25 protein-coding genes are annotated in these 25578 nt (G+C 70.0%); 14 read left to right on the top strand and 11 right to left on the bottom strand.

What is annotated here, in order from left to right; translation table 11 throughout:
* Positions 1 to 32: 32 nt before the first annotated feature.
* Positions 33 to 440 (top strand): CoA-binding protein, encoded by a 408-nt coding sequence (locus ABZ348_RS16650; protein ID WP_358933585.1) that lies wholly within the window; start codon positions 33 to 35, stop codon positions 438 to 440.
* Positions 441 to 512: 72 nt separating this feature from the next.
* Here ABZ348_RS16650 and ABZ348_RS16645 read toward each other — a convergent pair whose 3' ends face one another.
* On the bottom strand, positions 513 to 1067 hold the full coding sequence (locus tag ABZ348_RS16645; protein ID WP_358933584.1) for a YbaK/EbsC family protein: 555 nt from the start codon (positions 1065 to 1067) through the stop codon (positions 513 to 515).
* Positions 1068 to 1166: 99 nt separating this feature from the next.
* Entirely contained in the window at positions 1167 to 1739 is a 573-nt protein-coding gene (locus tag ABZ348_RS16640; RefSeq protein ID WP_358933582.1) for an XRE family transcriptional regulator, read from the bottom strand.
* A gap of 92 nt (positions 1740 to 1831) precedes the next feature.
* Here ABZ348_RS16640 and ABZ348_RS16635 point away from each other — a divergent pair, with 92 nt between their 5' ends.
* A complete protein-coding gene (locus tag ABZ348_RS16635; RefSeq protein WP_358933580.1) occupies positions 1832 to 2698 on the top strand; it encodes a DMT family transporter in 867 nt (288 codons plus the stop codon).
* 79 nt (positions 2699 to 2777) lie between these two features.
* Here the strand turns inward: ABZ348_RS16635 and ABZ348_RS16630 are convergent, their stop codons facing one another.
* Positions 2778 to 3530, bottom strand: a complete 753-nt coding sequence (locus ABZ348_RS16630) for an acyltransferase (RefSeq protein WP_358933578.1) — start codon at positions 3528 to 3530, stop codon at positions 2778 to 2780.
* Between the two features lie 560 nt (positions 3531 to 4090).
* Between ABZ348_RS16630 and ABZ348_RS16625 the strand changes: the two genes are divergently transcribed.
* The 5 genes from ABZ348_RS16625 (at position 4091) to ABZ348_RS16605 (ending at position 8572) form a co-directional block, all read left to right on the top strand.
* Positions 4091 to 5758, top strand: a complete 1668-nt coding sequence (locus tag ABZ348_RS16625) for an ATP-binding protein (protein WP_358933576.1) — start codon at positions 4091 to 4093, stop codon at positions 5756 to 5758.
* Between the two features lie 157 nt (positions 5759 to 5915).
* Positions 5916 to 6335, top strand: a complete 420-nt coding sequence (locus ABZ348_RS16620; RefSeq protein ID WP_358933707.1) for a roadblock/LC7 domain-containing protein — start codon at positions 5916 to 5918, stop codon at positions 6333 to 6335.
* Positions 6332 to 6691: a DUF742 domain-containing protein gene (locus ABZ348_RS16615; protein ID WP_329015293.1), complete on the top strand. Its 360-nt coding sequence runs from the start codon at positions 6332 to 6334 to the stop codon at positions 6689 to 6691. Before ABZ348_RS16620 ends, ABZ348_RS16615 begins: the two co-directional genes overlap by 4 nt.
* Positions 6672 to 7286, top strand: coding sequence for an ATP/GTP-binding protein (locus tag ABZ348_RS16610; protein WP_358933574.1), 615 nt, complete (start codon positions 6672 to 6674; stop codon positions 7284 to 7286). The genes ABZ348_RS16615 and ABZ348_RS16610 overlap by 20 nt, the downstream gene beginning before the upstream one ends.
* The gene (locus tag ABZ348_RS16605) at positions 7283 to 8572 is read left to right on the top strand and encodes a cytochrome P450 (protein WP_358933572.1); all 1290 of its coding nucleotides are present in this window, start codon (positions 7283 to 7285) and stop codon (positions 8570 to 8572) included. Before ABZ348_RS16610 ends, ABZ348_RS16605 begins: the two co-directional genes overlap by 4 nt.
* Before the next feature lie 112 nt (positions 8573 to 8684).
* On the opposite strand, the gene ABZ348_RS16600 is transcribed toward ABZ348_RS16605, so the two are convergent.
* Complete coding sequence (locus tag ABZ348_RS16600) at positions 8685 to 9911, bottom strand: cytochrome P450 (protein ID WP_358933570.1); 1227 nt, start codon at positions 9909 to 9911, stop codon at positions 8685 to 8687.
* A gap of 212 nt (positions 9912 to 10123) precedes the next feature.
* Positions 10124 to 13195, bottom strand: coding sequence for a LuxR C-terminal-related transcriptional regulator (locus ABZ348_RS16595; protein ID WP_358933568.1), 3072 nt, complete (start codon positions 13193 to 13195; stop codon positions 10124 to 10126).
* 109 nt (positions 13196 to 13304) lie between these two features.
* Between ABZ348_RS16595 and ABZ348_RS16590 the strand changes: the two genes are divergently transcribed.
* Positions 13305 to 13910 carry an ATP-binding protein gene (locus tag ABZ348_RS16590; protein WP_358933566.1) on the top strand — a complete coding sequence of 202 codons (606 nt, stop codon included), beginning with the start codon at positions 13305 to 13307 and terminating at the stop codon, positions 13908 to 13910.
* Here the strand turns inward: ABZ348_RS16590 and ABZ348_RS16585 are convergent.
* Positions 13849 to 14382 (bottom strand): gamma carbonic anhydrase family protein, encoded by a 534-nt coding sequence (locus ABZ348_RS16585; protein WP_358933565.1) that lies wholly within the window; start codon positions 14380 to 14382, stop codon positions 13849 to 13851. The two genes, ABZ348_RS16590 and ABZ348_RS16585, sit on opposite strands and share 62 nt — an antisense overlap.
* Positions 14383 to 14451: 69 nt before the next feature.
* Positions 14452 to 14904 carry a DUF4442 domain-containing protein gene (locus tag ABZ348_RS16580; RefSeq protein WP_358933563.1) on the bottom strand — a complete coding sequence of 151 codons (453 nt, stop codon included), beginning with the start codon at positions 14902 to 14904 and terminating at the stop codon, positions 14452 to 14454.
* A 94-nt stretch (positions 14905 to 14998) separates the two neighbouring features.
* On the opposite strand from ABZ348_RS16580, the gene ABZ348_RS16575 reads away from it, so the two are divergent.
* Complete coding sequence (locus ABZ348_RS16575) at positions 14999 to 16015, top strand: hypothetical protein (RefSeq protein WP_358933561.1); 1017 nt, start codon at positions 14999 to 15001, stop codon at positions 16013 to 16015.
* Between the two features lie 60 nt (positions 16016 to 16075).
* On the top strand, positions 16076 to 17425 hold the full coding sequence (locus tag ABZ348_RS16570; protein ID WP_358933560.1) for an MFS transporter: 1350 nt from the start codon (positions 16076 to 16078) through the stop codon (positions 17423 to 17425).
* 60 nt (positions 17426 to 17485) lie between these two features.
* Here ABZ348_RS16570 and ABZ348_RS16565 read toward each other — a convergent pair whose 3' ends face one another.
* Genes ABZ348_RS16565 through ABZ348_RS16555 form a run of 3 tightly spaced genes read right to left on the bottom strand, consistent with a single transcriptional unit; the run spans position 17486 to position 20643 of the window.
* Positions 17486 to 18472, bottom strand: a complete 987-nt coding sequence (locus ABZ348_RS16565; protein WP_358933558.1) for an NAD(P)-dependent oxidoreductase — start codon at positions 18470 to 18472, stop codon at positions 17486 to 17488.
* 16 nt (positions 18473 to 18488) lie between these two features.
* Positions 18489 to 19802 carry an activator-dependent family glycosyltransferase gene (locus ABZ348_RS16560; RefSeq protein WP_358933556.1) on the bottom strand — a complete coding sequence of 438 codons (1314 nt, stop codon included), beginning with the start codon at positions 19800 to 19802 and terminating at the stop codon, positions 18489 to 18491.
* A gap of 4 nt (positions 19803 to 19806) precedes the next feature.
* Positions 19807 to 20643, bottom strand: a complete 837-nt coding sequence (locus tag ABZ348_RS16555) for an SDR family NAD(P)-dependent oxidoreductase (protein ID WP_358933554.1) — start codon at positions 20641 to 20643, stop codon at positions 19807 to 19809.
* A 224-nt stretch (positions 20644 to 20867) separates the two neighbouring features.
* Here ABZ348_RS16555 and ABZ348_RS16550 point away from each other — a divergent pair, with 224 nt between their 5' ends.
* Complete coding sequence (locus ABZ348_RS16550; protein ID WP_358933552.1) at positions 20868 to 22124, top strand: cytochrome P450; 1257 nt, start codon at positions 20868 to 20870, stop codon at positions 22122 to 22124.
* A 66-nt stretch (positions 22125 to 22190) separates the two neighbouring features.
* On the opposite strand, the gene ABZ348_RS16545 is transcribed toward ABZ348_RS16550, so the two are convergent.
* Complete coding sequence (locus tag ABZ348_RS16545) at positions 22191 to 22604, bottom strand: nuclear transport factor 2 family protein (protein WP_358933550.1); 414 nt, start codon at positions 22602 to 22604, stop codon at positions 22191 to 22193.
* A gap of 165 nt (positions 22605 to 22769) precedes the next feature.
* Here ABZ348_RS16545 and ABZ348_RS16540 point away from each other — a divergent pair, with 165 nt between their 5' ends.
* From ABZ348_RS16540 to ABZ348_RS16530, 3 genes are all read left to right on the top strand, one after another.
* Positions 22770 to 23549, top strand: a complete 780-nt coding sequence (locus ABZ348_RS16540) for a cyclase family protein (RefSeq protein ID WP_358933548.1) — start codon at positions 22770 to 22772, stop codon at positions 23547 to 23549.
* A gap of 103 nt (positions 23550 to 23652) precedes the next feature.
* Positions 23653 to 24363 (top strand): class I SAM-dependent methyltransferase, encoded by a 711-nt coding sequence (locus tag ABZ348_RS16535; RefSeq protein ID WP_358933546.1) that lies wholly within the window; start codon positions 23653 to 23655, stop codon positions 24361 to 24363.
* An 88-nt stretch (positions 24364 to 24451) separates the two neighbouring features.
* Complete coding sequence (locus tag ABZ348_RS16530) at positions 24452 to 25561, top strand: DegT/DnrJ/EryC1/StrS family aminotransferase (RefSeq protein ID WP_358933544.1); 1110 nt, start codon at positions 24452 to 24454, stop codon at positions 25559 to 25561.
* The last annotated feature ends 17 nt before the right edge of the window (positions 25562 to 25578 follow it).

The raw sequence follows: 25578 nt of genomic DNA, 5'->3' as shown, positions 1-25578 counted from the left end.
ATGCGGCGTCCGGGTCGCCCGTTGTGCTGGGCATGGACGCAGAGACGGAGACCATCCGCAGGATCTTGACGACCAGCGGTGACACCTGGGCCGTGGTGGGTTTGTCGAACAACGAGTCGCGGGCGGCGTACGGCGTCGCCCGGGTGCTCCAGCGCTTCGGCAAGCGCATCGTGCCGGTCCATCCGAAGGCGGAGGCCGTCCACGGCGAACAGGGGTACGCCAGTCTCGCCGACGTCCCGTTCCCGGTGGACGTCGTCGATGTCTTCGTCAACTCCCAGTGGGCGGGGGCCGTCGCCGACGAGGCGGTGGCGATCGGGGCGAAGGCCGTGTGGTTCCAACTGGGCGTGATCGACGACGAGGCGTACGCACGCACCCGGGAAGCCGGGCTCGACATGGTGATGGACCGCTGCCCCGCCATTGAAATCCCGCAGCTCGGCTGACCCGCCGGGTGGCCACCGAGCGGGCCCGGATGTCGCTCCGGGCCCGAGCTGGATCAAGGCCCGGTGGGCGGGTCAGACTCCTAGACCCTCCAGGACCCGTGCGCCCGGGAGACCTGCGAACACCTTTCCGGGCACGATCAGCTTTCCGCGTCGGCGTCCGCTGCCGACGAGGACCCACGGGAGGTCCACGACGGCCGCGTCCACCAGGAGCGGCCAGTCCGCGGGCAGCCCGATCGGGGTGATGCCCCCGTACTCCATACCGGTCTCACCGGTGGCGGTGTCCCGTGCGGCGAACGACGCCTTGCGGGCGCCCAGCTCCTTGCGGACCAGACCGTTGACGTCGACGCGCGTACGGGAGAGCACCACGCAGGCGGCGAGGGTCGACCCGGTACCCCGTTTGCCCGCGACGACGACGCAGTTGGCCGATTGGTCGAGCAGTTCACGGCCGTGGTGTTCCACGAAGCCTGCGGTGTCCGCGATCGCCGGGTCGGAGTCGACGAAGATCAACTGGTCGACGGGGACGTCTCCGTGCCAACCGCGCAGGGCGTCGGCGACCGGCGGTGTCAGCAACTCCAGCCGGTCGATGGCAGGTCGGGCGTCGTCGAAGGTTCCGATGGGAGCGCGCATGTCGACCACGCTAACAGCGGACGCGCACCCCGCGGACCGGCGCCCGAACGGACGAGCCGTCGCGCCACCACCCCGCCCGCGGGCCATGCGGTTCGCGCGCTAACGCAGGGGAGGGACGCAGACCACCATCGTCATCTCCACGGTCTCGTCGCCCTCGTTGCGATAGCCGTGGGGCACCTGCGCATCGAAGGAGGCCGACGTTCCGGCGGCGACCGGATGGGATTCGCCGTCCACGACGAGGGTGAGTTCACCCGCGGTCACGTGCAGCAGTTCCACCGTCCCCTCCGGATGGGCGTCGGACTCGCTGTGGTCACCGGGCATCAGCCGCCACGACCACATCTCCAACGGACCGGGGCTCTCCGTGCCGATCAGCAGCGTCGTCGAGCTGCCAGTCGACGTGGACCACATGCGTACCGCTGCGTCCGGGGGGACCAGGCGGACCTGGGGGCCCTGTGCGTAGTCGAGGAGGGTGGTGATGCTGATGCCGAGGGCGTCGGCGAGCTTGACCGTGGTGCCCACGCTGGGGTTGGTGCGCGCCTGTTCAATCTGGATGATCATGCCTCGGCTGACGCCGGATCGACTGGCGAGTCCATCGAGCGTGAGGCTCCGCTGACCGCGCCAGTGCTTGAGGTTGCGGGCGAGGGACTGGGTGAGCTGGTCGAGGTCCGACACAATGAGTCCACTATCTTCAATGACAGAGTCGAATATGTTGCACTACGGTGTGCTGCACTGAATCGTTCATCACACCGTACTGCGAGGTTACGATGACGGCTTTGTTGGCCCTGGCCACGAGCCTGCTGTGGGGCCTGGCCGACTTCGGCGGCGGACTGCTGACCCGTCGGATACCCGCGCTGACCGTCGTCGTGACCTCGCAGACCCTGGCCGCGGTGGTGCTCACCGGCGCCGTCCTGGCCACCGGTGCATGGGACGAAGCGGGAGCACGCCTGTGGTACGCGGTGGCGGCGGGGGTCGTGGGCACGGCGGCGATGCTCTGTTTCTACCAGGCCCTCGCTCTGGGCCCCATGGGAGTGGTCTCCCCGCTCGGATCGTTGGGTGTGGCCGTCCCCGTGGGGGTGGGGCTGACCCTCGGCGAACGCCCCGGGCTGTTGCAGTTCGCGGGGATCGCCGTGGCCGTGATGGGCGTGGTCCTCGCCGGTGGGCCCGAGTTGCAGGGCGCATCCGTACGGCGGCGGGCGATCGTCCTGACCTTGCTGGCCGCGGTCGGCTTCGGTGCGGTGATGGCACTGATCGCCGAGGCGTCTACCTCCGTCAGCGGTCTCTTCCTCGCCCTGCTCGTCCAACGCATCACCAATGTGGCCGTGGGGGGCACGGCCCTGTACGTGTCCGTCCGCAGGGGAGGGCGCGTCCTGCCCGAGGAAGGCGGAGCCGGCGTCGTGCGCCGCTCGCTGCCGGCACTCGGCTTCGTGGGCCTCGCCGACGTCGCGGCGAACGGCACCTACTCCCTGGCCGCCCAGAACGGCCCGGTCACCGTGGCGGCGGTGCTGGCCAGCCTCTATCCGGTGGTGACCGTCCTCGCGGCATACGTCTTCCTGCAAGAACGACTGAAGGGGATCCAGGCGGCGGGCGCCGGGCTCGCCCTGGTCGGCACCATCCTGCTGGCCGCCCGCTGACCCGCCCACCGACCCGGCTGCCAACCCCGTCCGGCCGGGGAGCACCCACGATCCGACTCCGCCGGGAGCCGATCCGGAGTCAGCCGTCCTGCGACGATTCCCGTTCGGCGAGCGCCGACAACTGATCGGGGGTGACCCCTTCGGGGATGGGGACCGGGGTGGGCGTGCGCAGCGGAGGTTGCCATCCCCGCTCCGCGTCCCACGTGCGCACCACACGGGCCGGGGCACCGGCGACGACGGAGTGATCGGGCACGTGGCCGCGTACGACGGATCCCGCAGCGACCACGACGTTGCGGCCGAGTCGGGCACCGGGCAGCACGACCGCTCCGGTGCCCAGCCAGCAGCCGGGCCCTATCTCCACCGGCTCGGTGCGCGGCCACTGCTTGCCGACCGGCTGTCCGGGGTCGTCATAGCTGTGATTGGTCGACGTGATGTAGACGTAGGGCCCGCAGTAGGTGTCCGAACCGATGACGACCCGCGTGTCGGCGATGACATGGCTGCCGCGGCCCAGGACGACTCCGTCACCCAGTGTCAGGATTGCGGCCGGTCCAAGATCGAGACCGGGCATCATTCCTGCGGTGAGAGTGACCTGTTCGCCGATGATGCAGTGGTCCCCCAGTTCGATCCAGGGCTCCCCGAACACCGTGCCCTGCGGGAAGGCGAGCCTGGTCCCCCGGCCCAGCGCACGGAAGCGGAGTCGCCCGGGGTGCTCGGCGGTGACGGCTCCCGCCTCCTGCACCCAACGCCAACCGCCGTGGACAGCACGGGTCAGAGCCCGCCGCCACCAGCCGGAAGGCGATCTGGACAAGAACACGTTTCTGTTTCCGGACACCTCCACACGGTAGCCGCAAGGCTGCGGGCCCATCAGATCGCCCTGCTGTGATGTTCACCCCACGGTGGCGCGTCCGCTTCGTCCGGGGGTGCCGGGGATCGCACACCCGAGCCATGTGATGGGTTGGCTGAAAACCGCCCCTTCATCGCACAATCGCACAACCACACATAGCCCTTTCGCCTCATAGATCACAGCGATCACAGAGTCACGGGGGGCGAACGGAGCCGTGAACGGTGCAGGACCCCGTTTTGCCGCCTATCACGTTCATTGGCTCGGAGTGGTGAGTTCGGGACTAAGTACTCCAATCTGCGGGCTGTCGGCGCTGTGCGGACTTCCCCACTGCGGCGCGTGACTAGCATGAGGTCGCATACGTACGGAAGATCACCGTCAACTTTTCGGTGCCCGATCCGTACCGCCGGCCGACCCACAGAGCGGCCGGCCCGTCTGATCTCACCTTGTTCTCCCGGGGCGTCCCCCGGATTCCCCGGACTCAAGCAGCGAGGGACCGAATGTCAGTACCAGTCGCGCCGAAACCGCGCAGGATACGAACACCACAGCCGTTGCCCCTCGTCATCCCCCTGGGGTCGCTCGTGGTGGCCGGAGCGGTCGGTGGCGCCGCGGTTGCGACTGCTCCTCCCGCCGCGCGCAGTTGGGTCGCGGCCACCGTCGCGGTCGGCTGGCTCTGGGTGGCCGCGGTCACCGTCACCACCTTGCTCAACGCCCGGCGGCTACGCACCAAGACGACCGTCGCCGGTGATGAACTGCGCTCCCTCCAGTCACACGCGGCGCAGACGGGGGCGGACTCGGCCCATCTGGTGAACATCACCCTGCCCTCCCTCGTCAAGAGGTTGCGGGACGGCGAGTCGGCCGAGCGGGCGCTCGGCAGCGCCCCGGCCCCCGCGGACCCGCAACTGCGGCGCGCCGTGCAAATCTTCGCCACCGAACTCGCCGCGAGCGAAGAGCGGGCCCGGGTCTCGGGCGCCGACAGCATCACGGCCGTACGACAGTTGGCCCAGGCGGCGGACGATCTGGACCGGCTGACCACCGTCACCCTGCCCGCCGCGATCGAGCGGCTGCGCGGTGGCGCGTCCGCCGGCACCGCCCTGGCCGAACTCGAACATCCGAGCGACGCCCGGCTGCGGGTGATCCTGGACTCGATCGTGCGGGAGTTCGCCTTCAGCGAGCGCCGTGCGGCGGCGGCCCAGGGCGCCAGCGCCAAGGTGCTGAGCCGGGTCCAGGCGAAGGCCGTCAGTATGCTCGCCGACCTCCGGGACATGCAGGATCGTCACGGCGAAGAGGTCTTCGGCGACCTGCTCAAGCTCGACCACAACACCTCCCAACTGGGCCTCCTCACCGACCGGCTGGCCCTCCTCATGGGCGGTCGGGCCAGTCGGGCCTGGAACAAGCCGATCGGGATGGAGAGCATCCTGCGTGGCGCCGTGGGCCGGATCGCCGCCTATCAGCGGGTGCGACTGCACTCCTCCAGCACGGCCGCCGTCGCCGGCTACGCGGCCGAGGGCGTGATGCACCTGTTGGCCGAACTGATGGACAACGCGGCCAACTTCTCGCCCCCGATCGACGAAGTCCACGTCTACGTCGAGGAACGCACCGCGGGACTGGTGATCACCATCGAGGACAGCGGGCTGAAGATGGCCGACGCGGCCATGCGGCGCGCGGAGGAGGCCGTGTCCGGGCGGGGCTCGGATCTGGCCACGCTCCAGAGCACCCGGCTCGGACTCGTCGTCGTCGGAATCCTCGCCGTCAAGTACGGCATGAGCGTCAGCTTCCGGCCGTCGTCACGCGGCGGCACGGGCGTCGTGGTCCTCTTCCCGCCGCAGTTGCTGCACCAGTCGCGCGTGGGCAGCGACGTGCACTCCCCCGTACGTGCTCCCGAGCCGGTGGCGGACCGGTTGCCGCCCACCCCTCACACCCCCTCCGCACCGGCCGAACTCAGGCCCTCCACGGCGTACTCGACACCCCCGGCACCTCCCGCGCCCTCGCTCCCCGCTCAAGGGGGTCCGCGCATGGCGACGCCGAACGGACTGCCCGTACGGCCACCGGGGCGCACGATGGCCGCGGCCGATCGGGGCCGGAACGACAGCTCCACCGCTGACCCGCAGCCCCAGCCGCCCGCGACGCCGGGACGCGACGCCGGAACCCAGTTCGGCGCCTTCCACCGGGCCCGCAAAGCGCGGGAGGGGCAGCAGCCGAAACCGTCGGACCCATAGCTCGACGGGCCGACCCCGGGTCGGCCCGTCCACACAGCTGCCGCATACCCGCCAGCGTGCCGATATGCCGTATGCGTCCCATGCATCACCGAGTTCGGGAGACAGGAGGCACGGGTCGGTGACCGGACCGTCCGGAGACACCGACCCCATCCAGATCATGCAGACCACGGACAACAGCCTGACTTGGCTATTGGAAGGACTCCTCGAACGCACCCCGGGCACCCGCCACGCCCTGGTGCTCTCACGCGATGGCCTCAAGCTCTGCTGGACACCGCACCTCACGCTCGACCAGGCCGACCAGCTCTCGGCGATCTGCTCGGGCATCCAGGCGCTGGCACAGGGCGCGTCGGTCGAGTTCGGCGACGGCAGCGGCGGTGTGCGGCACTCGATGACGGAGTTCCACGGCGGCTTGCTCTTCATCGTGGAGGCCGGTGACGGTGCGCATCTGGCGGTCGTGGCGGCCGACGGCGCGGATCCGGGGGCGGTGGGGCACCAGATGAGCGAGTTGGTCGAGCAGATCGGCGAGCACCTACGAGCCGAGCCACGCATGCCGGCAGCGGAGAGTCCGCGCTCATGACACGCCGCCCCGTCGACATGGGTGATCCGGATCGGCTGTACACCGTCACCGGTGGCCGCAGCCGTACCGACGACGACAACTTCGACCTCGTGACGCTGATCGTCAGTGAGTGCGCGCCGTCTCCGGGCATGCAGTCGGAGCACGTACGGATCCTGGAACTGTGCCGGCATCCCATCGCGGTCGTCGAAGTCTCCGCGGAACTCAAGCTGCCGATCACGGTGGTGCGGATCCTGCTCGGCGATCTCCAGGCGACGGGGCGCATCACGGCACGCCACCCGCGGCGGAGCCGCTCCCTCATCGACCTGCCCGACTCGGCACTCCTGGAGGAGGTGCTCCATGGACTCCGCAACCTCTGAACTCACCGGCCGGACACCGCTGGTCGACTCCGCCGAGACCGGATTGAAGATCGTGATCGTCGGCGGCTTCGGGGTGGGCAAGACCACGCTGGTCAAGTCCGTCAGTGAGATCCGACCGTTGAACACGGAGGAGGTGATGACCCAGGCGGGCGTCGGAGTCGACGATCCGGCCGGGCTCACCACCAAGACCACCACGACGGTCGCCTTCGACTTCGGTCGGATCAGCCTCAACGACCGCATGGTGCTGTACCTGTTCGGCGCGCCGGGCCAGGAACGGTTCTGGTTTCTCTGGGACCGGCTCTTCTCCGGCACGCTCGGCGCTGTCGTCCTGGTCGACACCCGACGCATGAGCGATTCCTGGTACGCCATCGACCGGTTGGAGCACCACAACACGCCCTTCGTCGTGGCGGTCAACCGCTTCGACGGCGACCCGGCCGCCTTCTCGTTGGACGAGATACGTCAGGCCCTGTCGCTGCCCGCCCATGTGCCCCTGCTCGACTGTGACGCCCGGGTCCGCAACTCCGGCAAGCATGTGCTGATCAGCCTCGTCAACCACCTTCATGAACTGGCCATGGCCCGGGAGATGACACCATGAACGAGTTCACGGACCACGTGAGCGGCGGCCCCGGTCCATCCGGCGCCGCGACGGCACCGCCTCCCGGGTGCCCGGCCCACGGGGGCGCCATGCGTCTGAGCGGGCTGGAGTTCCAGCAGACTCCTTCGGAGCTCTACCGGGCCATGCGCCGGGAGTACGGTCCGGTGGCGCCGATCCTGCTGGACGGCGACATTCCGGCGTGGCTGGTGCTCGGATACGCCGAGGTCAGCTATGTGACCGGGCATGACGACCTGTTCGCGCGCGATTCGCGGCGCTGGAACCAGTGGTCCTCGATCCCCGCCGACTGGCCGTTGATGCCGTTCGTGGGCTACCAGCCGTCGGTGCTCTTCACCGAGGGGCCCGAGCACCAACGGCGGGCCGGAGTGATCACCGAGGCGCTGGAGGGCGTGGACCAGTTCGAACTCGCCCACTGGAGCCGGCGGATCGCCCATCAGTTGATCGACGCCTTCGCGGGGAGCGGACGCGCCGAGTTGATGGCCTCGTACTCGCACGCGCTCCCGATGCGGGCCGCCGTCCAGATGTGTGGCATGCCCGCCGGCGGCGACGACACCGAGGAGTTGGTACGCGACCTACGGATCACCCTGGACGCCCACGAGGGCGACGATCCGGTGGCCGCGTACGTCCGGGTGCAGGAGCGCATACAGCAACTGGTCAAGGACAAGCGGTCGGCGCCGGGACCAGACGTCACTTCGCGGATGCTGGTCCACCAGGCCCGGCTGAGCGACGAGGAGATCATCCAGGATCTGATCTCCATCATCGCCGCGGCCCAGCAGCCCACCGCCAACTGGATCGGCAACAGTCTGCGCCTGTTGCTCACCGACGATCGTTTTGCGCTGAACGTCTCGGGCGGGCGGCTCAGCGTCGGTCAGGCGCTGAACGAAGTCCTCTGGCTGGACACGCCGACGCAGAACTTCATCGGGCGCTGGGCGGTCCGTGACACCCAGTTGGGCGGTCGGCAGATCCGAGCGGGTGACTGTGTGGTGCTGGGGCTGGCCGCGGCCAACACCGATCCGCAGATCTGGCCCGAGGGCCACGTCGGCGCGGAGAACTCGGCGCACCTCTCCTTCAGCAACGGCGAGCACCGGTGCCCCTATCCGGCGCCCCTGCTGGCCGACGTCATCGCCCGTACGGCGGTGGAGACGCTCCTCGAACGACTGCCGGACGTGGTGCTCGCCGTCGAGCCTGCGGAGTTGACCTGGCGTCCCTCGATCTGGATGCGCGGGCTGACCTCGCTGCCCGTGCGGTTCACTCCGGTGGTGCGCTGACGCCGCGCATTCCGCAGGGAGCGCCTCGATGCCCTCGGAGCGCACTCGGAGCGCACTCGGCCCGCACTCCGTCCGTTCGACGGAGGGCGGGCCGGGGGCGACCGGAAGGGGTTCAGTCCGTGACCGGAGTAAAGCGGACGGGCAGGGAGCTGGGCCCCCGGGTGAACACGCCCTGTTCCGCGGGCTCGAAGCCGTCGGCGAGTCGCATGTCCGGCATCGCATCGAGGAGTTGGTTGACCCCGATCTCCACCTCGGCCTTGGCGAGCAGGGCTCCCACGCAGAAGTGTCGCCCGAGGGCGAAGGCGAGATGGTCCGCCGCCGCGGAGAACGCGGTGGTCGTGGTGAGGTCGTCCCGGAAGATGTCGAAGCGGTCGGGGTCGCGGTAGCGCTGCTCGTCCCGGTTGGCGGCGCCGATCAGACAGGTCACGGTGGCGCCCGCGGGGATGGTGCCACCCGAGACCGTCACCTCGTCCGAGGTCTGCCGCATGATCATGTGGACGGGCGGCGTGTAGCGCAGGGTCTCGGCGAACGCACGGGCGATCAGCGAGCGGTCCTCGCGGACCGCGGCGAGTTGCTCGGGGTGGGTGAGCAGATTGGCGAAGATGCTGGCGATCGCCTTGTCCGTGGTCTCGCCGCCGGCCGCGAGGAGCAGCGAGCAGAAGGCCTTGATGTCCTCGTCGCTCATCTGTACGCCGTCGACCTCGGCCGCACAGAGCGTGGAGAGCAGATCGTCGCCGAGGTTCTCCCGACGCTGCTGGATGATCGGCACCATGTACTCGGCGAACTCCACGCGGGTGCGTTCGCCCGCGGCGGTGACCTCCGGATCGCCGGACAGATTGCCCAGGAAGGCGATCACCGTGGTGTACCAGCCGTGGAAGCGGGCGTGGTCCGCCTTGTCGAGCCCGAGCATGTCGGCGATGACGTTGACGGGGAAGCGGGTCGCGAAGGAGCCGACGAGGTCGGCTTCGCCGCTGTGCTTGATGGCGTCTATCAGGTCCCGGGCATTGCGTTCGATGACGGGCAGGAACCGCTCCTGGAGGTCCCGGCCGCGGAAGGCGGGGGCGACCAGTGCCCTGCGGACCGCGTGTTCTCGGCCGCTGAGCTGGATGATCGTCCGACCGTGCACGGGTTCGATCTGCCACTCGTAGTTCTTGGTGGTGTAAGCGGATTCCTTGTCCTTGAACGCCCGCTCGACGTCCGCATAGCGCGAGATCAGATAACTCTGTGTGGGCTCGTGCCAGATGAGGGGGGAATGCTCCCGCATGGCGCGGTACGCAGGGTAGGGGTTCTGGGCGAATTCGGCGGACAGGATGTCGGGGACCTGCTGTGCGGTGGCCATGATCGCTCACTCTCAGCGGTAACGGACAATGCACACAAGGTTATTGACCGGTCATCGGCCGAGACAGATAGGTCTTGGCCGAATCCCATGCCTTCTGTCACCCCTTTCGGCCAAGCCATGATCACGAACTGTCCATTGATGAGCGGACATGTCCCTTGCCGATTACTGTCCGTATGCCCTGCAAAAGGTGGGACTACGGATACGCAGGAAAATCAGGTGTCGCGCTGGCCCCGGGGGCGGTTGAGGGGCTGGCGGGACTGCGATTCCAGTTTGCGCCGGGCGCGCGAGATGTGCTGCTCGACCGTCCGTGGCGAGAGGTGGAGGGTGGTGGCGATCTCCCGGTTGGTGAGGCCGCCCGACGCCAGGTCGACGACCTCCTGTTCGCGCGGGGAGAGCTGATCGCCGTAGCTGGGGCGGCCCCGCCTGCGGGAGTCCACGGCCGAGGGGTCGTAGGAGCGCAGGGTGGCCCGTACCCGGGCGGCGTCCCATCCGGCGCCCAGTCGGGTGAGGTGCTCCACACAGGCGGCGAGGGACTCCAGGGCGCCGGTCACGGTCTCGTCGTCGGGCCAGTCCTCGGGCCAGTCGACCGAAGCGGAGGGGGTCGCGGAGGCTTCGGCGGCGCTGTCCGTCGAGGCCGGCTGCCCCTTCGGGGTGGATCGTGCTCCCGCCGACCGGGGCGCTCCCGATGCACCGGAAACTCCCGATGAACCAGATGAGCCCGGGTCCGTGGGTCGATCGGGGCGGCCCTGCCGTTGCGCGGCTGACTTGAGGACGCACTGGTCGGCCGCCTCGGTGGTCAGCAGTGCCTCGTACGGCCGTGGCATGTCCGTAAACGCCCTGGTCGCCCGCCGGTAACAGGCCACGGCGTCGGCCGGTCTCCCGGCGGCCTCCAGCAGGAGACCACGGCACCAGTCCAACGCCGCCGCAGCCGAGGGGGCAGCGGTCCGGTCCAGGGCGCCGAGCCCCGCCTCGAACTCGGCGGTCATCGTCTCCGCCGCCGCTCGTCGATCGGCACGGACCGCGGCTTCGACCGCCCAGGGTGCGAGTTCCGCGGCCCACGCCCATACGCCCTTGTCCCGGAGGCGGTCCCACGTCTTCGCCGCTTCGCCCGACGCGACGTCCAGATCTCCCCGCGCGAGCGCGGTGCGGACCAGTCCGCCGGCCGCCGCCGCGATGTGCGGCAGTGGCGATCCCAGCGGCAGCGGGCGGGCGTCTCCCGCGAACCAGGCGGCCATCTGCTGCCACTCGCCCTGGGCGAGCCCCAGCATTCCCAGCACCAGCCTGGCATCGGCGGCCGGCCCGGGCATCACCGCCGATTCGGCGAGGAAGGCCCTGGCCCGGGCCGCGAGCCCGTCCCAGTGGCCGGTCATCCAGTCGAGCAGGAGGGAGGTTCCACGGCCGTCCTGTTCCACGTAGGCGGCGCCGGCCTTCGCCGCCAGCTCCAATCCCTCGTCCAGGAACTCGCCCACGCGCCCCGGATGCCCCAGCCAGAGAGCGGCATCGGCTGCGTTCACCAGCCCGCGGGCGACATGGGGTGCACGGGCCGGCACACCGGCTTCGCGCCGCAACCCCTCCAACACCTGCCACGCGGACGGATCGCCGGTCTCCAGCAAGATGGCGACGCTGTTGGCGGCGACGGCGGTCCGCACCTCGTCGTCCCCGCTGCGGTCCGCCACCTTCCGCACCCGCTCCAGCCAGTAGGCGTTGCGTTCCAACGGAACCGAGGACATGACGGGCATGGAGAGCGCCGCCATGGCGCGGGCGGCGAGCGCGGGCTGTCCTTCCAGCTCCTCCGCCGCCTGTTCGAGTTCGACCCAGCCCTGGAGGCCCCGGCCCGCCTGGTTGTAGAGCACGAGCCCGAGGTCAAGGCGGATGCGTCCGCGCACGGCGGGCGGCAGCGACTGTTCGTCGAGGATCTGTCGCAGTACGCGAACGGTCTGATCGGTGTGGAGGCCGAGCACCGCACTGTGGGCGAGGAGTCCGGCCAGCCGGGCCCGCGTCTCCGCCGGGACGGCCGGCCGGGAGAGCACCTGTTCGAGCAGGGCGATGGCGGTCTGGTGCTCACCGGCGGCGGCGCTCTGGCGCGCGGCGCGCTCGACCGCCTTGAACCAGCCGCGGATCTGCCCGCCGCGCAGACGATGGGCGGCCAGGCGGACCCAGTCGATCGCTTCGGGGGGCTGTCGGCGGCTGAGCACCTCGGCGGCCCTGGCGTGCATGTCCTGGCGCACCGGACCGGGAACGCGCTGGTAGGCAGCGGCGGCGGCGAGGGGTACGGGGAAGTCATAGCGGCCCTGATCGCGCTCCCGCAGGACGGCCGCACGCAGTGCCGCGAGCAATGCGCTCCGGCCGTGGTCAGCGGAGACACCGGCCACCGCGCTGAGGTCCGCGGCCGATGCCGGGTCGTCGAGGACCGCAGCGGCGAACACGATCAGCCGATCCTGCTCCTGAAGGGTTGCGATGCGTCCGGTGATCAACTCGGCGAGCCGTGGTGGAGTGCCGGTGTCGTCGAGATCGCGTGCGGTGTACCGGTCGCGCCGTCCATGGGCGTCCTGGAGTTGACGGAGCAGGTCGACGACGACCTGCGGCACCCCGGCCGAGCGCTCCTGGAGGCGTGCGATCAGCTCGGGTGGGCAGCGTTCCTCGCCCAGACGATCCTCGGCCAGTTGCCGCACCTGCTCCGCGGTCAGGGGTTCGAGGCGTACGCGCGTGACCGTCAGCCGCGCCGGGTAGTCGACGGGCCGGCCGAGTGCCAGACCGGGGGTACGGAGCTCCTCGGGACGATAGGCGAGCACGGCGGCCAGTCCGGCCGGCGGGCGCTCCAGCAGTTGTCGCACCAGATCGGCGTCGAGGGGGGCGGCCCGTTGGACGTCGTCGGCGATCAGCAGCCATGGCGTCGTGGACCCGGTCAGCCGGGTGAGGTCCCGGGCGAGGGCGGCGGGGTCGCGGTGGAGGCGTTCGGGCTCGGGCGGGCGGGACGGGTCGTTCCCCGGGGCGCCCTGGTCACTCGGTGCCGTGGGGCCATCCCCCACCGAGGTGCTGACCGGGGTACTGGCCACGATCACTCCGGCCGTGGTGAAGGTGAGCACCACAGTGGGTCGACGGGCGGCTGCGCTCTGTTCCCTCAGCTCCTCGATCAGACGGGTCTTGCCTGCTCCCGCGGCACCTTCCAGGAGCAGGAGCGCCGGGTGGGCAAGGGGCTGGTCGAGGGTCCGCCGCAGCCAGCGCGCCCAGATCTCCTCACCGGGTGTGGTCGCCACATCACCCTCCTCGAAGATTCCGGACATGTCTTTTCTTTGCGTATCCGTACTTCAGTCTCCCCAATTGCGCTCGGCACGCAGTGACAGGGAACGTGGCCGTACCGGTCCGGGCTCTCCCCGGGCAGAAGGAGCCGACGTGATCGCATCAGAGGAGACTTCAGGACGCACAGCCCCGCTCTCGGTCGGCCTTGCGCCGAACGGGGGAGCCACGGGGCTCGCCCAGTGTGCGATGTCGGCGACGCCGGAATCCGCTCGGGCCCTCCGCCACTTCGCTCGGACGGTCGCCCGGCGGTGGCGACTGCACAGCGACTGCGACGAAGCGCTTTCGGTGATCGTGACCGAGTTGGTCAGCAATGTGGTGCTGCACAGCGGCAGCTCATGGGTGGCCCTGGCCCTCAAGATGCAGGGCGACACCCTGACGACGGAGGTGCGGGACGGCGGACGGTGGAAGCACCGGATCGGCCGGCGTCAGGAACCGCTGGACGGGGGCGCCGACTGCGGACGTGGTCTGAAGCTGGTGGACGCGTTCGCGATCCACACCGACACCCGCAGGTTTCCCGCGGGCAGCGTGGTGGCGGCGGAGATCCTGGTGCGCCCGCGCGAGGAGGCCGCCCGGAGCATCGGCAGGCAGCCGACGCGCCGCGGTGACGCCGCCGATCTGCACGGCCCTGCCGGGTCCCTCAGTCCTGCCGGGTCGCCGTCCGATGTTGCTTCGCCAGGTCCAGGTACATCGCCGCATTGACCTGAATGCCTTCGCGCTCTTCTGCGGTCAGTTCGCGTCTGACCTTGGCCGGTACGCCCGCGACCAGCGAGCCGGGCGGCACCCGCATCCCCTGCGGTACGAGCGCTTGCGCCGCGACCAGGGAACCCGCGCCGATGTGGGCACCGTTGAGAACGGTGGCGCCCATACCGATCAGGACCCCGTCTTCGACGGTGCAGCCGTGGAGAACGGCGTTGTGACCCACCGACACCCGCTCACCGACCACGACGGGGTGGCCCGGATCCACATGGACGGTGCAGTTGTCCTGGATGTTGGAGTCGGCCCCGATCACGATCGGCCCCAAGTCGGCACGGAGGACCGCGTGGTACCAGACGCTGGCGCCGGCGGCCAGGGTGACGTCTCCGACGACCACGGAGGTGGGGGCGGTGAAGGCGGCCGGGTCGACGTCCGGTTCCTTGCCGCCGACGCCTGCGATCCATGCCTGAGTCGTCATCGCCCACTCCTCCCGGGGCGTCCGGACCGTCCCGCGCCCCGGGCAGCGTACCGAGCGGCTCGGGGCTTCCTAGGAGTGGGGCCGAAGGGTCCACACGATGGACATCTCCCCGGTCACCGCGTCGTCGGCGCGCCGGAGGGCGATGTGGACGGGGAACTCGGGTCGCTCGCCCACGTCTAGTTCGGCGAGGACTTCGGCGACCGGGCGGCCCAGGGTGGCCGTTGCGGTGATCTCCCCCATGGCCAGCTTCCGGTAGTCGATCTCGGCTCGGACGGCGAGGGGCACGGCCCGGTGCAACTGGTCGCCGAATGCGGCGATGACGATCGCGCCGCTGGCCGACTCGGCGAGCGTGAACATCGCACCTGCGTGCGGGCCGCCCACGTGGTTGTGGAAGTCCGGCTGGTCCGGCAGTCGAACGACGGCCCGATCGGCCGTGGTCTCCAAGAACTGCAATCCGAGGGTCCTGGCCATGGGAACGGTGGCGGCGAGCATTTCGCCGACGGACATCTGATCAGCGCTCATGGCGCCGATGTTACCCACGGGTAGAGTGCTTGGCCATCCTCAACGGCGGACGTGCATGGCAGCAGACCAGCCACCCCCCTTATGGTTACTGGCCATGTGGCAAGGACAGCAGCCGCCCGGGGGCGAGAACCCGCACCAGCAGAACCCGTACCAACAGCCGGGTTACCAACAGCCGAACCCCTATCAGCAGCCGGGGTATCAGCAGCCCAACCCGTACCAGCAGCCGACCGTGCCGCAGTACGCCGTCCCCGGGCAGCCGCCCGGGGGACCGCAGCCGCCCCGCGGCGACGACAAGAAGCGGACCACGATCGTCGCGATCGTGGCCGCCACCGCGGTCGTCGCCACCGCGGTGATCACCGGTGTGATCGTGTTCGGCAACGACGACGACAAGGAAGCCGATCAGGGCAAGGGCGGTCCCGCCGCCGCATCGACCCCGGCTTCGTCGCCCTCGGAGCCGGCCCCGGCGTCTTCCGCCCCGGTGGACAATCCGCGCGGCGCCGAGGACGCCAAGCCGACCATCGCCGGTTGGAAGGTCGTCACCAACCCCAAGCACGGCACCCAGTTCGACGTGCCGCCGACCTGGCAGGTCGTCGGTCCGGGCGTGAGCATCGGCTTCGAGGACAAGAAGAAGGGCGACGGCACGCCCCTTGTCGTGATGTCGGCACCCAGCAGCTACCAGAGCAAATGGTGCTCGGTCGACTCCGACAAGGACGGCCGGGTCGAAGACTGGGGTCTGGCGAACGCGGGCACCAAGGGCGGCAAGGGCGCGAAGGACAGCGCGAGCGCCGCGTTCAACGAAGCGGGCAACTGGGCGTGGGCCGCCTATGCACAACTGGAGCCCAAGGGCACGGTCAAGGTCGAGAAGGCCAAGCCGTACACCACCAAGTCCGGACTGGTCGGAAGCGTGTCCACGGCCACCGCGGTCGGAGTGAAGAAGCGCACCCGCTGCGACACCGACGGCAAGTCGATCGCGTTCACGTTTAAGGACGACAAGGGCGAGTTCAAGTCCTGGGTCCTCTACGGAACCAAGGGCAACCCGGACGAGCTCGCCGACGCCACGATCCAACAGATCCTCAGCACGGTCCGTTTGGCGGGTGCCTCGACCGGCTGATCGGGCCGCGGACCGCTTTATTCGTTTGGCAGCGCTCTGAGGAGCGGGGATAGTCCCTGGGTGACCTCTGCCTCCCCCCGCCGCGGACCGCTGCGCCCACCCGTCTGGGCGGGGCGCAACTACGTCCTCCTGACCGCCGGCGCGATCATCGCCAACCTGGGAAGCCACGGTGCGATGATCGCGGCGGCGTTCGCGGTGATCGAGACGGGCGGCGACGCCGGGGACGTGGGGCTGGTCGCTGCCGCCCGTACCCTGGCCCTCGTGCTCTTCCTCCTGGTGGGCGGAGCGGTCGCCGACCGGCTGCCCCGCCACCGGGTGATGGTCGCGGCCAATGCGCTCAGCTGTGTGTCACAGGCGGCGTTCGCCGTGCTGGTACTCGGCGGCGAGGCCGAGTTGTGGCAGATGATGGTGCTCTCCGCCCTCGGCGGCACCGGACAGGCATTCTTCAACCCGGCTGCCGAGGGCATGTTGCTGTCCAGCGTCAGCGGAACACAGGCCAGCCGGGCCTTCGCCTTCTTCCGGATGGCGATGCACGGTGCGGCCATCGGTGGCGCGGCGATCGGCGGCGCCATGATCGCGGCGATCGGGCCCGGATGGGTGCTCGCCGTGGACGCCGCGGCCTTCGCCGTCGCCGGTGCGCTCCGGGCCTTCCTCGACGTCGGCCACATCCGTCCCCGCGAGTCGGGCGGCGGGTTGATCTCCGACATGCGGGAAGGGTGGGTGGAGGTCCGCAGCCGGCCCTGGCTGTGGGGCATCGTGGCGCAGTTCTCCGTGGTCGTCGCCGTCGTCGCGGCGGCCGAAGGGGTGTACGGGCCGCTCGTCGCACGGGACGAACTCGGCGGAGCAGCCCCGTGGGGCCTGGCGCTCGCGGCGTTCGGCGTGGGCACGGTGTTGGGCGCGGTCCTGATGATGCGGTGGAAGCCGCGCAGGATGCTGCTCGCCGGATCGTTGTGCGTCTTCCCCCTCGCGGCCCCGTCCGCCGCGCTGGCGGTGCCCCTCCAGGTAGAGGGGCTGATCGTGGTGATGCTGGTGAGCGGCATCGCCATCGAAGTGTTCGGTGTGGCCTGGATGATGGCCCTCCACCAGGAGATCCCGGAGGACAAGTTCTCGCGCGTCTCGTCCTACGACTGGTTCGGCTCGGTGGCGATGGTCCCGTTGGCGACCGCGCTCGCAGGGCCCGCGGAGATCGCCTTCGGACGGAGCGCGGCGCTCTGGGGGTGCTCCGTCCTGGTGGTCCTGGTGACCGCGCTGGTGCTGCTGGTACCGGACGTACGGAACCTGACGATGCGTACCGGAGAAGGGGTAGTGGTCTCGCTACCACCCGAGAACGTGCCGCTGGTCAAGAACGTGCCGCTGGTCAAGAACGTACCGGTCGAAGGCGGCAAGGGGTCCGGCGACCGTTCGGGATGATCGACCGACGCTCCCGGCGGCCCCACCCCAGATCGGCCGGTGATGGGCCCAGCCCGGGCGCTACGGAAGCCGCCCGGGGCCGGTGGCCCACATGTCCCGCAGGGACTCGCGGAGACCGATCCCGGGGCGCCAGTCCAGCAGTTCCCCCGCCAGGGAGATGTCGGCACGGGTCCAGTTGCCGCCCTTGCTCTGCACCTCGGCCGTCCGTTCGCGTACCGCTTCGGACGGGAAGCCCGAGGCGTCGACGACCAGGGCGACGATCTCCCGCATCGGTACCGCTTCACCCCTCCCGAGGTTGATCACCCGACCGGTCACCGGGGCGTGCGCCGCCGCGAGGACGGCCTCGGCGAGGTCGCGGACGTCCAGATAGTCGCGTCGGGCTTCGGCGAGCGTGAGTTCCAGGCCCTCGCCCGGGTCTGCCGCGGCGATCCGGGCCATCAGTGCGCCCAGGAAACTGGCCTCCGTCGTGTGCGGTCCGCACAGGTTCACCGGGCGGAGCACCACGCCGTCGGCCTCCCCCGCTTCGGTGGCGGCGAGGACTGCGGCGGAACCGGCGTGTTTGGTCCGGGCGTAGGGCGTGACCGGGTCCGGCACGAGGGATTCGTCGATCGACACTCCCTCGTCTACGAAGCCGTACTCGTGGATGGTGCCGAGGTGGACGATCCTCGGTCGGGACGCCATCAGGGCCGTCGCGGCGAGCAGTCGGTCCACCAACTGGACGTGGGACTCGTACATCGCCTCCTCGGTCAGCACCCATCCGCCGGTGGTGTTGACCACCACGTCCGCCCCGGCGGCGGTGAGCAGTTCCGCCAACTCGGCCGGGTCACCGTTGGCGACGTCGAAGGCGGTGAACGCGATGCCCGTCGGCTGGTCGCGGCGGTTGCGGGCGATGCCCAGGACTTCGCGCCCCTCCCGGGCGAAGGCCGCGCACACCTGCCGTCCCACGCATCCGGTGGCGCCGAGAACGGCGACCGTCCCGGATCGCGGGGCCACTGGCGCGGGGGAACCGGCGCGGGGCGCGGGGACTGCGGAACTGTGGGCGCTCATGGCGGTGGGTCACTCCTCAGCGTGGGCCGGTGCGATGGGTTGCGGTGAGCCGTTCCAGTACGGGAACGAGATCGGCGGGGGCCGGGGCGGCGAGCATCTCCTCGCGCAGACGGGTCGCGTTCCGGGCGAACGAGGGTTCTTCGAGCACCCGGACCAGCATGGCCCTGAGCTCGTCGGCGGTGAACTTCTCGGCCTGTCGGTAGAGCCCGGCGCCGAGTTGCTCCACCTGCTGCGCCTTGGGGATGTTGCACCACATACGGGCGGGCACCATGATCTGCGGCACTCCGTGGGCGAGTGCGGTCGCCACCGTGCCCGATCCGCCGTGGTGGACGATCGCCGCGCAGGTCGGGAGCAGCAGGTCGAGGGGGACGAAGTCGACGACCCTGACGTTGTCCGGCACTCGGGGCAGCGAGCCGAGTTGACCGGTGTCCAAGGTGGCGACGACCTCGACGTCCAGTTCGGCGACGGCGTCCAGCAGTGCCTGGACCGATGCCCGGTCGCCGCCCACGATCTCCCGGAAGGAACGGCCGAGGGTCAGACAGACCCGGGGTCGCGCGGGCGGCTCGCGCAGCCAGTTGGGGAACGGCGACTGACCGTTGAAGGGCACGTAGCGGACGGGGGTGAAGGGCTGGTCGACCGGTAGCCGCAGGGACACCGGAAGCGGGTCGATGGTCCACTGTCCGAGCACGGCTTCCTCGGCGAACGCTCGGCCGTAGGAGCGGAGTACGGGGTCGAGCCACTCCTCCAGGGGGTCGTCCCGCAGTTCGGGCGGCCGTTGGGCGAGGTGCGCACGGTAGTGCTGTCGGGCCCACCCCATGAGGTCGAGGCCGAACAGCAGCCGGGCGTGGGCGGCTCCGGACGCCATCGCGGCCACGCCTCCCGCGTAGTACATGGTGTCCCAGATGACCAGGTCGGGCTTCCATGAGCGGGCGAAGTCGACCAGTTCGGCGATGACGGGACGGGGGTTGGTGTTCTGGTGCACCACGTGGGTCCAGGTGGTGAGGATCCCTTGGAGATGGTCGTACGTCAGCTTCTGCGGGTTCGTCTCCCCGATGTCGAGGACGTCGAGCCACTCCTCCTCGTCGTCCTGCTGCTCGGGCTCGGCCTCGGGCCCGTCCGCTGCTGCGGGGCTTTCGGGGTTCATCTGGGCCGCGACGTCCAGGGCGTCGCCGATCGGCACGGCCGTGAGTCCGGCGTCGAGGATGTCTTCGAGGACATCGGGCTGGGTGGCCATGCGGACGTCGTGACCCGCCGATCGCAGCGCCCACGCCAGCGGGACCTGCGTGTTGACGTGGGTGGTGGCGGGGAACGGTGTGAAGAGGACCCGCACGGGCTCAGCCGGCCCGGTGACTGAGCGCGGCCCACGGGGTGCGGGCCTCGATCCGCTCCCGCAGGTCGCCGAGTGCGTCGTCGTACGCGGTGCCGCCGAGCACGAGGTGCCGGGGCGGGCTGTCCATGCGGGACAGTTCCAGGACGACGGCGGCGGCCCGGTGCGGATCGGCGGCGGGCTCGGCGGCTTCGCTCCAGGACTCCATCATCCGGGCCCGTGCCTCGTCGTAGGCGTCGAGTTCCTCGGTGGCGGTGGTGCCCAGTTCGCCGAGACCGGTGTCGTACTCCCCCGGCTCCAGCAGGGTGACCTTGATGCCGAAGGGCTCGACCTCCTCGGCCAGGGCCTCGCCGAGAGCGCTGACGGCGGCCTTGCCCGCGCTGTACAACCCGGTCGAGGCGGAGCCGCCGCCCGCGCCGGCGACGGAGACCTGGAAGAAGTGTCCTGACCCCTGGGCGCGTAGGAGGGGGGTGACCGCCTGAGCGACCCAGAGCGCTCCGAAGAAGTTGACGTCGAGATGGGCGCGGGCCTGTTCCTCGGTGGTCTCCTCGATCATTCCGTAGAGGAGTTGGCCCGCATTGCTGACGACGACGTCCAGGCGTCCGAAGAGCTCGGCGGCCCGGGCGACCGTCGCCATCACCTGCTGGCGTTGGGTGACGTCGAGCGGAAAGGCCGCCAGCCGGCCTTCATGACGATCAATCAGGGTGTCGAGGGCGGAAACGTCGCGCGCCGTCGCGATGACCCGGTCCCCCGCGTCGAGCGCAGCCTCGGCGAAGGCGCGCCCGAGGCCGCGTGAGGCTCCGGTGACAAACCAGACACGGGAATCGTCAGGGGTCTGGGGCATGTCCTCACCACTCATCTCTCGAAGCTCGCCTCTCACGGTCGTTTCGCACGGGGTGTACTCGCCGGCACGGCTCCGCCGCCCGCCGCTGCGGACCGCCGGTGACGCGTTCCGGGGGCGATGTGCGGCCATGGTGACCGCCGGACATCGAGTTTGCGTTGAGTCACGCTCGAAGGGGGCCGGTCACGCTACGCGGGACCGTCGCCGTTCGAACGAGGAGCACGCAGGTGAACCCCGAAGATCACCAGCTTTCGGCCACCAGTGAAGCATCGCAGGTCCTGGGCGGACTGCTCGCCCCGGGACAGGACGACCCCTATCCGCTCTACGACTGGCTCCGCACCCATGAACCGATGTACTTCGCACCGCAGTTGGGGGGTTACGTCCTCACCCGGTTCGAGGACTGCTCGTACGTCATGAAGAACCCCGCGCTCTTCCCCGCGCCGGACGCGGAGACGTTCGCCCGGTTCATGCCGGAGCAGAGCCGGTACGACGCCTTCAAGGTACTGGTGACGTCGATCGTCAACGCCAATCCCCCGCAGCACACCCGGCTGCGGAGGCTGGTGGGCCGGGCCTTCACCCCCAGGAGGGTGGAGTCCCTCAAGAACGGTGTGATGACCATCGCGCGGGACCACGTGGCCAAGGTCGGCGCCCAGTCGGCCGACGGCGCGGTCATCGACTTCCACCACGAACTCTCCGTCCCGGTGCCCCTCCAGGTCATGGCCCGGTTGCTGGGGCTGCCGCTCGACGACGACCGGCTGCTCGCCGATCTGATTCCGCGGATCATCAACGTGGTCGACCCCAGCAGTGACACGGACGCGCTCAAGGACGCCGACGTGGCCCTGCACACCCTCCTCGACCGGCTCTGGGAGCTGGTGGAACGGCGTCGGGCGCAGCCGGCGGACGATCTGGTGTCCGCGCTGGTCGCACCGGACACCTCCGAGTCGGAGCCGCTGACCGACGACGAGTTGAAGGCGGTCTTCGTCGCCCTGCTGACGGCGGGGTTCGAAACGTCGGCGACCGCGTTGGACATCGCCGTGCACACCCTGCTGCACCGCCCCGAGCACCGGCAGGGGATCGTCGACTTCGAGGGCGCGTTGCGGTTCGTGGACGAAGTGCTCAGGTGGGACGCGCCCGCGCCCATGTCGGCCGGGTTCCGGTACGCCGCCGAAGAGGTGCGGTTCGGCGAGCACGTGGTGCCCGCGGGCTCCCCGGTGCGGGTGCTGCTCGGAGCGGCGAACCGGGACCCGGCGGCGAACCCGCGGCCGGAGGTCTTCGATCCGTCGCGCGAGGCGCCGCGCTCGTTGGCCTTCGGCAGCGGGATCCACCACTGCCTGGGGATGAACCTGGCCCGGATGGAGATCGCGGCGGTGCTGATGGCCATCGTGAAGGGACTTCCGGAGCTGCGCTTCGCCGAGGAGCCGGTGCGCCGCCGGTCGCTGCCGCTGCGGGACTTCGCCTCGTTCAAGGTGCAACTCGGAGGGTAGGCAGGGGTTGTTCCCGGCTCGCGGGCGGGTCCGCGGGCCGGGGAGGCCCACGGACCCGCTGCGGGTTCAGGGCCGGTCGTCGCGGGTGACGCGCCGCTCGCGCACCAGGAGTTCGCCGCCCTCGCGGACGAGCACGTCCTCACACACGCACATCAGGTGCAGCCTGGGCTGACCGCCCCGAGGGGTGGCGACGATCTGTGCGTAGCTGCGGACCCGGAGGGTGCCGTCCTCCTGGGGGTCGACGGCGACCATGCTGAGCAGGTGCCGGTGCACCTCCCCCGCCTCCGCGAGTCCGGCCGCCGCCTTCCGGGCGCCCGCCGCGAGGGCGTCGCGCCCGCGCACCGGCTCGGGCAGGGACGGCGGGTGGAAACTGCCGTCCTCGGTGAAGGTCCGGGCCCACTCCTCGGCGGCCCCGTCGTCGAGGTACTGCATATGGCGTGCGTAGAACTGCTGTACCTCTGCGCATAGTTGTGCTGACACCGCGTTCTCCTCCTCGGGCCGTCTTCCCGCACTCTCGGGTACGGGGACGATGCCGCACCGTCTTCGACATTCCGTTGAGGACCGGCCCCAGCGATCCTCCAACGACCTGCGGCGAAGGCCGCGCACGATCGGGCTTCAGCGTTGTCCACTGCCCGAAGGTGACGTATGCGCCTGATCGATCTGTCCTCGCCCGTCGACGCCTCGTTCGTCGAGCCCGATCCGGTGGTGCACGAGGTGCTGTCGCCGCGCGAGGGCGCCGAGCACATGAGCGCGGAGATGCGGGAGCACTTCGGCATCGACTTCGACCCGGACGAGCTGCCCGACGGCGAGTTCCTGTCGTTGGACCGGCTGTCGCTGACCACGCACACCGGAACCCATGTCGACGCGCCGTCGCACTACGGCTCCAAGACCGCCTACGGCACCGGGGTGCCCCGCCACATCGACGAGATGCCGTTGGACTGGTTCCACCGGCCCGGCATGGTGCTCGACATGACCGACGCACCGACCGGCGTGATCGGGGCGGACCGGTTGGAGAAGGAGTTCGCCCGCATCGGACGCACTCCCGAACCGTTGGACATCGTGCTGCTCCACACCGGTGCGGACGCCCGGGTGGGCACCGGGGCCTACTTCACGGACTTCGCCGGGCTGGACGGGCCGGCCGTGCACCTCCTGCTCGACCTGGGCGTACGGGTGATCGGCACCGATGCGTTCAGCCTGGACGCGCCCTTCGGGGACATCATCGCGCGCTACCGCAGTACTGGTGACCGGTCGGTGCTCTGGCCGGCGCACGTCGCCGGGCGACAGCGCGAGTACTGCCAGATCGAGCGGCTGGCCAATCTCGGGGCCTTGCCGGGTCCGTACGGATTCCAGGTCTCCTGCTTCCCGGTGAAGATCCGCGGCGCGGGCGCGGGCTGGGCCAGGGCGGTCGCCGTGGTCGACGACTGAGCACGAACGGCCGCCCCACCCCCGCCGTGCGCTCCTTCCCGTACGGACCGGACAGACCGGACAGACCGGATGAACCAACGCTGCCAACCCCAGGGAGAACGGAATGTACGGGCAGGAACTCGCCAAGGTGTACGAGATCTTCTACCGCAGCCGCGGCAAGGACTGGGCGAGCGAGGCCGAGGACGTGGCGCGACTGATCCGGGCACGGCGGCCCGATGCGGCCTCGCTGCTCGACGTCGCCTGCGGCACGGGAGCCCATCTCGCCACCTTCGACGAACGGTTCGAGCACGCCGAGGGCCTGGAGATCGCCCCTCCGATGCTGGAGTTGGCGCGGGAGCGGCTGCCGGGCGTCCCGTTGCACAGCGGCGACATGCGCGACTTCTCCTTGGGCCGCACCTTCGACGCGGTGGTGTGCATGTTCTGCTCGATCGGCTATCTCGGCACGGTCGAGGAGATGCGTGCGGCCGTCTCGTCGATGGCCGCACATCTGCCGTCGGGCGGGGTGCTGGTCATCGAGCCGTGGTGGTTCCCCGATGACCACGTCGAGGGGTACGTCGCGGGCGACCTGGGCCGGGAGGACGGGCTGACGGTCGCCCGCATCTCGCACTCCACACTCCAGGGCAGGGCCACCCGTATGGAGGTCCGATTCCTGGTGGGCGACGTCTCGGGGATCCGGGAGTTCACCGAGATCGACGTCCTCACCCTGTTCAGCAAGGAGGAGTACACCGAGGCATTCGCCGCCGCCGGCTGCTCGGTGGAGTACCTGCCGGGCGCGCCGACCGGCCGCGGACTCTTCGTCGGCGTCCGGGACTGACCCCGAAGCCGTCTGCGCGGACAGCACGGACTGTCCGCTCCAACCCGTTGACGACACGTTGCGGACGATGTGTCAGAGAGGCCATCCGATGACCACGTATGTGTGGGACTACCTGCCCGAGTACGAGAACGAGCGCGCCGACATCCATGACGCCATCGACACCGTGCTCCGCTCGGGGCAGTTGGTGCTCGGCCGGAGCGTGCGCGGCTTCGAGGAGGAGTTCGCCGCCTTCCACGGCGTCGACCACTGCGTCGGTGTCGACAACGGCACCAATGCGATCAAGCTGGGACTCCAGGCGGCGGGAGTCGGTCCTGGCGACGAGGTGATCACGGTGTCGAACACCGCGGCGCCGACCGTCGTGGCGATCGTCTCGGTGGGCGCGACACCGGTGTTCGTGGACGTGGACGACGCCACCTATCTGATGCGCGTCGACCAGGTCGAGGCGGCCATCACTCCCCGCACGCGCTGTCTGCTGCCGGTGCACCTGTACGGGCAGTGCGTCGACATGGCCCCGCTGAGGGCGCTGGCCGACCGGCACGGGCTGGTGCTCTTCGAGGACTGTGCCCAGGCGCACGCCGCACGCCACCACGGCCAGTTGGCCGGGACCATGGGCGACGCGGCGGCCTTCTCCTTCTACCCCACCAAGGTGCTGGGCGCGTACGGCGATGCGGGGGCGACCATCACCTCCGACGCCGCGATCGACGCCAATCTGCGACGTCTGCGCTACTACGGCATGGAGGAGCGCTACTACGTCGTCCAGTCACCGGGGCACAACAGTCGGCTGGACGAACTGCACGCGGAGATCCTGCGCCGCAAACTGCGCCGTCTGGATGCGTACGCGCAGGGCCGCCAGGCGATCGCCCAGCGGTACGCCGAGGGATTGGGCGATACGGATCTGGTGCTTCCGGCGATCGCGCCGGGCAACGACCACGTGTACTACGTGTACGTCGTGCGCCACCCCCGGCGCGACGCGATCATCGAGGCGCTCAAGGCGTACGACATCTCGCTGAACATCAGCTACCCCTGGCCGGTCCACACCATGAGCGGTTTCGCGCACCTGGGGTGGCGGGAGGGTTCGTTGCCGGTCACTGAGAAGGCGGCCGGGGAGATCTTCTCACTGCCGATGTACCCCTCGCTGCCCAGCGGGGTCCAGGACAAGGTCATCGGCGCGCTGCGCGACGTACTGGCCACGTTGTGAGGATGCCGCGCCGGCGT

Source organism: Streptomyces sp. NPDC005963 (assembly GCF_040638655.1).
In the GTDB taxonomy this organism is placed as follows: Bacteria; Actinomycetota; Actinomycetes; order Streptomycetales; family Streptomycetaceae; genus Streptomyces.
This window is presented reverse-complemented; position numbering and strand designations above follow the sequence as displayed.

What these genes read in the sequence shown, in the direction of transcription:
- ABZ348_RS16565 (WP_358933558.1), bottom strand. Translation starts at nt 18,472, where the DNA reads ATGAGCGCCCACAGTTCCGCAGTCCCCGCGCCCCGCGCCGGTTCCCCC.
- ABZ348_RS16555 (WP_358933554.1), bottom strand. Translation starts at nt 20,643, where the DNA reads ATGCCCCAGACCCCTGACGATTCCCGTGTCTGGTTTGTCACCGGAGCC.
- ABZ348_RS16650 (WP_358933585.1), top strand. Translation starts at nt 33, where the DNA reads ATGGACGCAGAGACGGAGACCATCCGCAGGATCTTGACGACCAGCGGT.
- ABZ348_RS16585 (WP_358933565.1), bottom strand. Translation starts at nt 14,382, where the DNA reads ATGACGACTCAGGCATGGATCGCAGGCGTCGGCGGCAAGGAACCGGAC.
- ABZ348_RS16645 (WP_358933584.1), bottom strand. Translation starts at nt 1,067, where the DNA reads ATGCGCGCTCCCATCGGAACCTTCGACGACGCCCGACCTGCCATCGAC.
- ABZ348_RS16580 (WP_358933563.1), bottom strand. Translation starts at nt 14,904, where the DNA reads ATGAGCGCTGATCAGATGTCCGTCGGCGAAATGCTCGCCGCCACCGTT.
- ABZ348_RS16540 (WP_358933548.1), top strand. Translation starts at nt 22,770, where the DNA reads ATGCGCCTGATCGATCTGTCCTCGCCCGTCGACGCCTCGTTCGTCGAG.
- ABZ348_RS16600 (WP_358933570.1), bottom strand. Translation starts at nt 9,911, where the DNA reads ATGGCCACCGCACAGCAGGTCCCCGACATCCTGTCCGCCGAATTCGCC.
- ABZ348_RS16615 (WP_329015293.1), top strand. Translation starts at nt 6,332, where the DNA reads ATGACACGCCGCCCCGTCGACATGGGTGATCCGGATCGGCTGTACACC.
- ABZ348_RS16575 (WP_358933561.1), top strand. Translation starts at nt 14,999, where the DNA reads ATGTGGCAAGGACAGCAGCCGCCCGGGGGCGAGAACCCGCACCAGCAG.
- ABZ348_RS16530 (WP_358933544.1), top strand. Translation starts at nt 24,452, where the DNA reads ATGACCACGTATGTGTGGGACTACCTGCCCGAGTACGAGAACGAGCGC.
- ABZ348_RS16605 (WP_358933572.1), top strand. Translation starts at nt 7,283, where the DNA reads ATGAACGAGTTCACGGACCACGTGAGCGGCGGCCCCGGTCCATCCGGC.
- ABZ348_RS16635 (WP_358933580.1), top strand. Translation starts at nt 1,832, where the DNA reads ATGACGGCTTTGTTGGCCCTGGCCACGAGCCTGCTGTGGGGCCTGGCC.
- ABZ348_RS16535 (WP_358933546.1), top strand. Translation starts at nt 23,653, where the DNA reads ATGTACGGGCAGGAACTCGCCAAGGTGTACGAGATCTTCTACCGCAGC.
- ABZ348_RS16610 (WP_358933574.1), top strand. Translation starts at nt 6,672, where the DNA reads ATGGACTCCGCAACCTCTGAACTCACCGGCCGGACACCGCTGGTCGAC.
- ABZ348_RS16595 (WP_358933568.1), bottom strand. Translation starts at nt 13,195, where the DNA reads ATGTCCGGAATCTTCGAGGAGGGTGATGTGGCGACCACACCCGGTGAG.
- ABZ348_RS16620 (WP_358933707.1), top strand. Translation starts at nt 5,916, where the DNA reads ATGCAGACCACGGACAACAGCCTGACTTGGCTATTGGAAGGACTCCTC.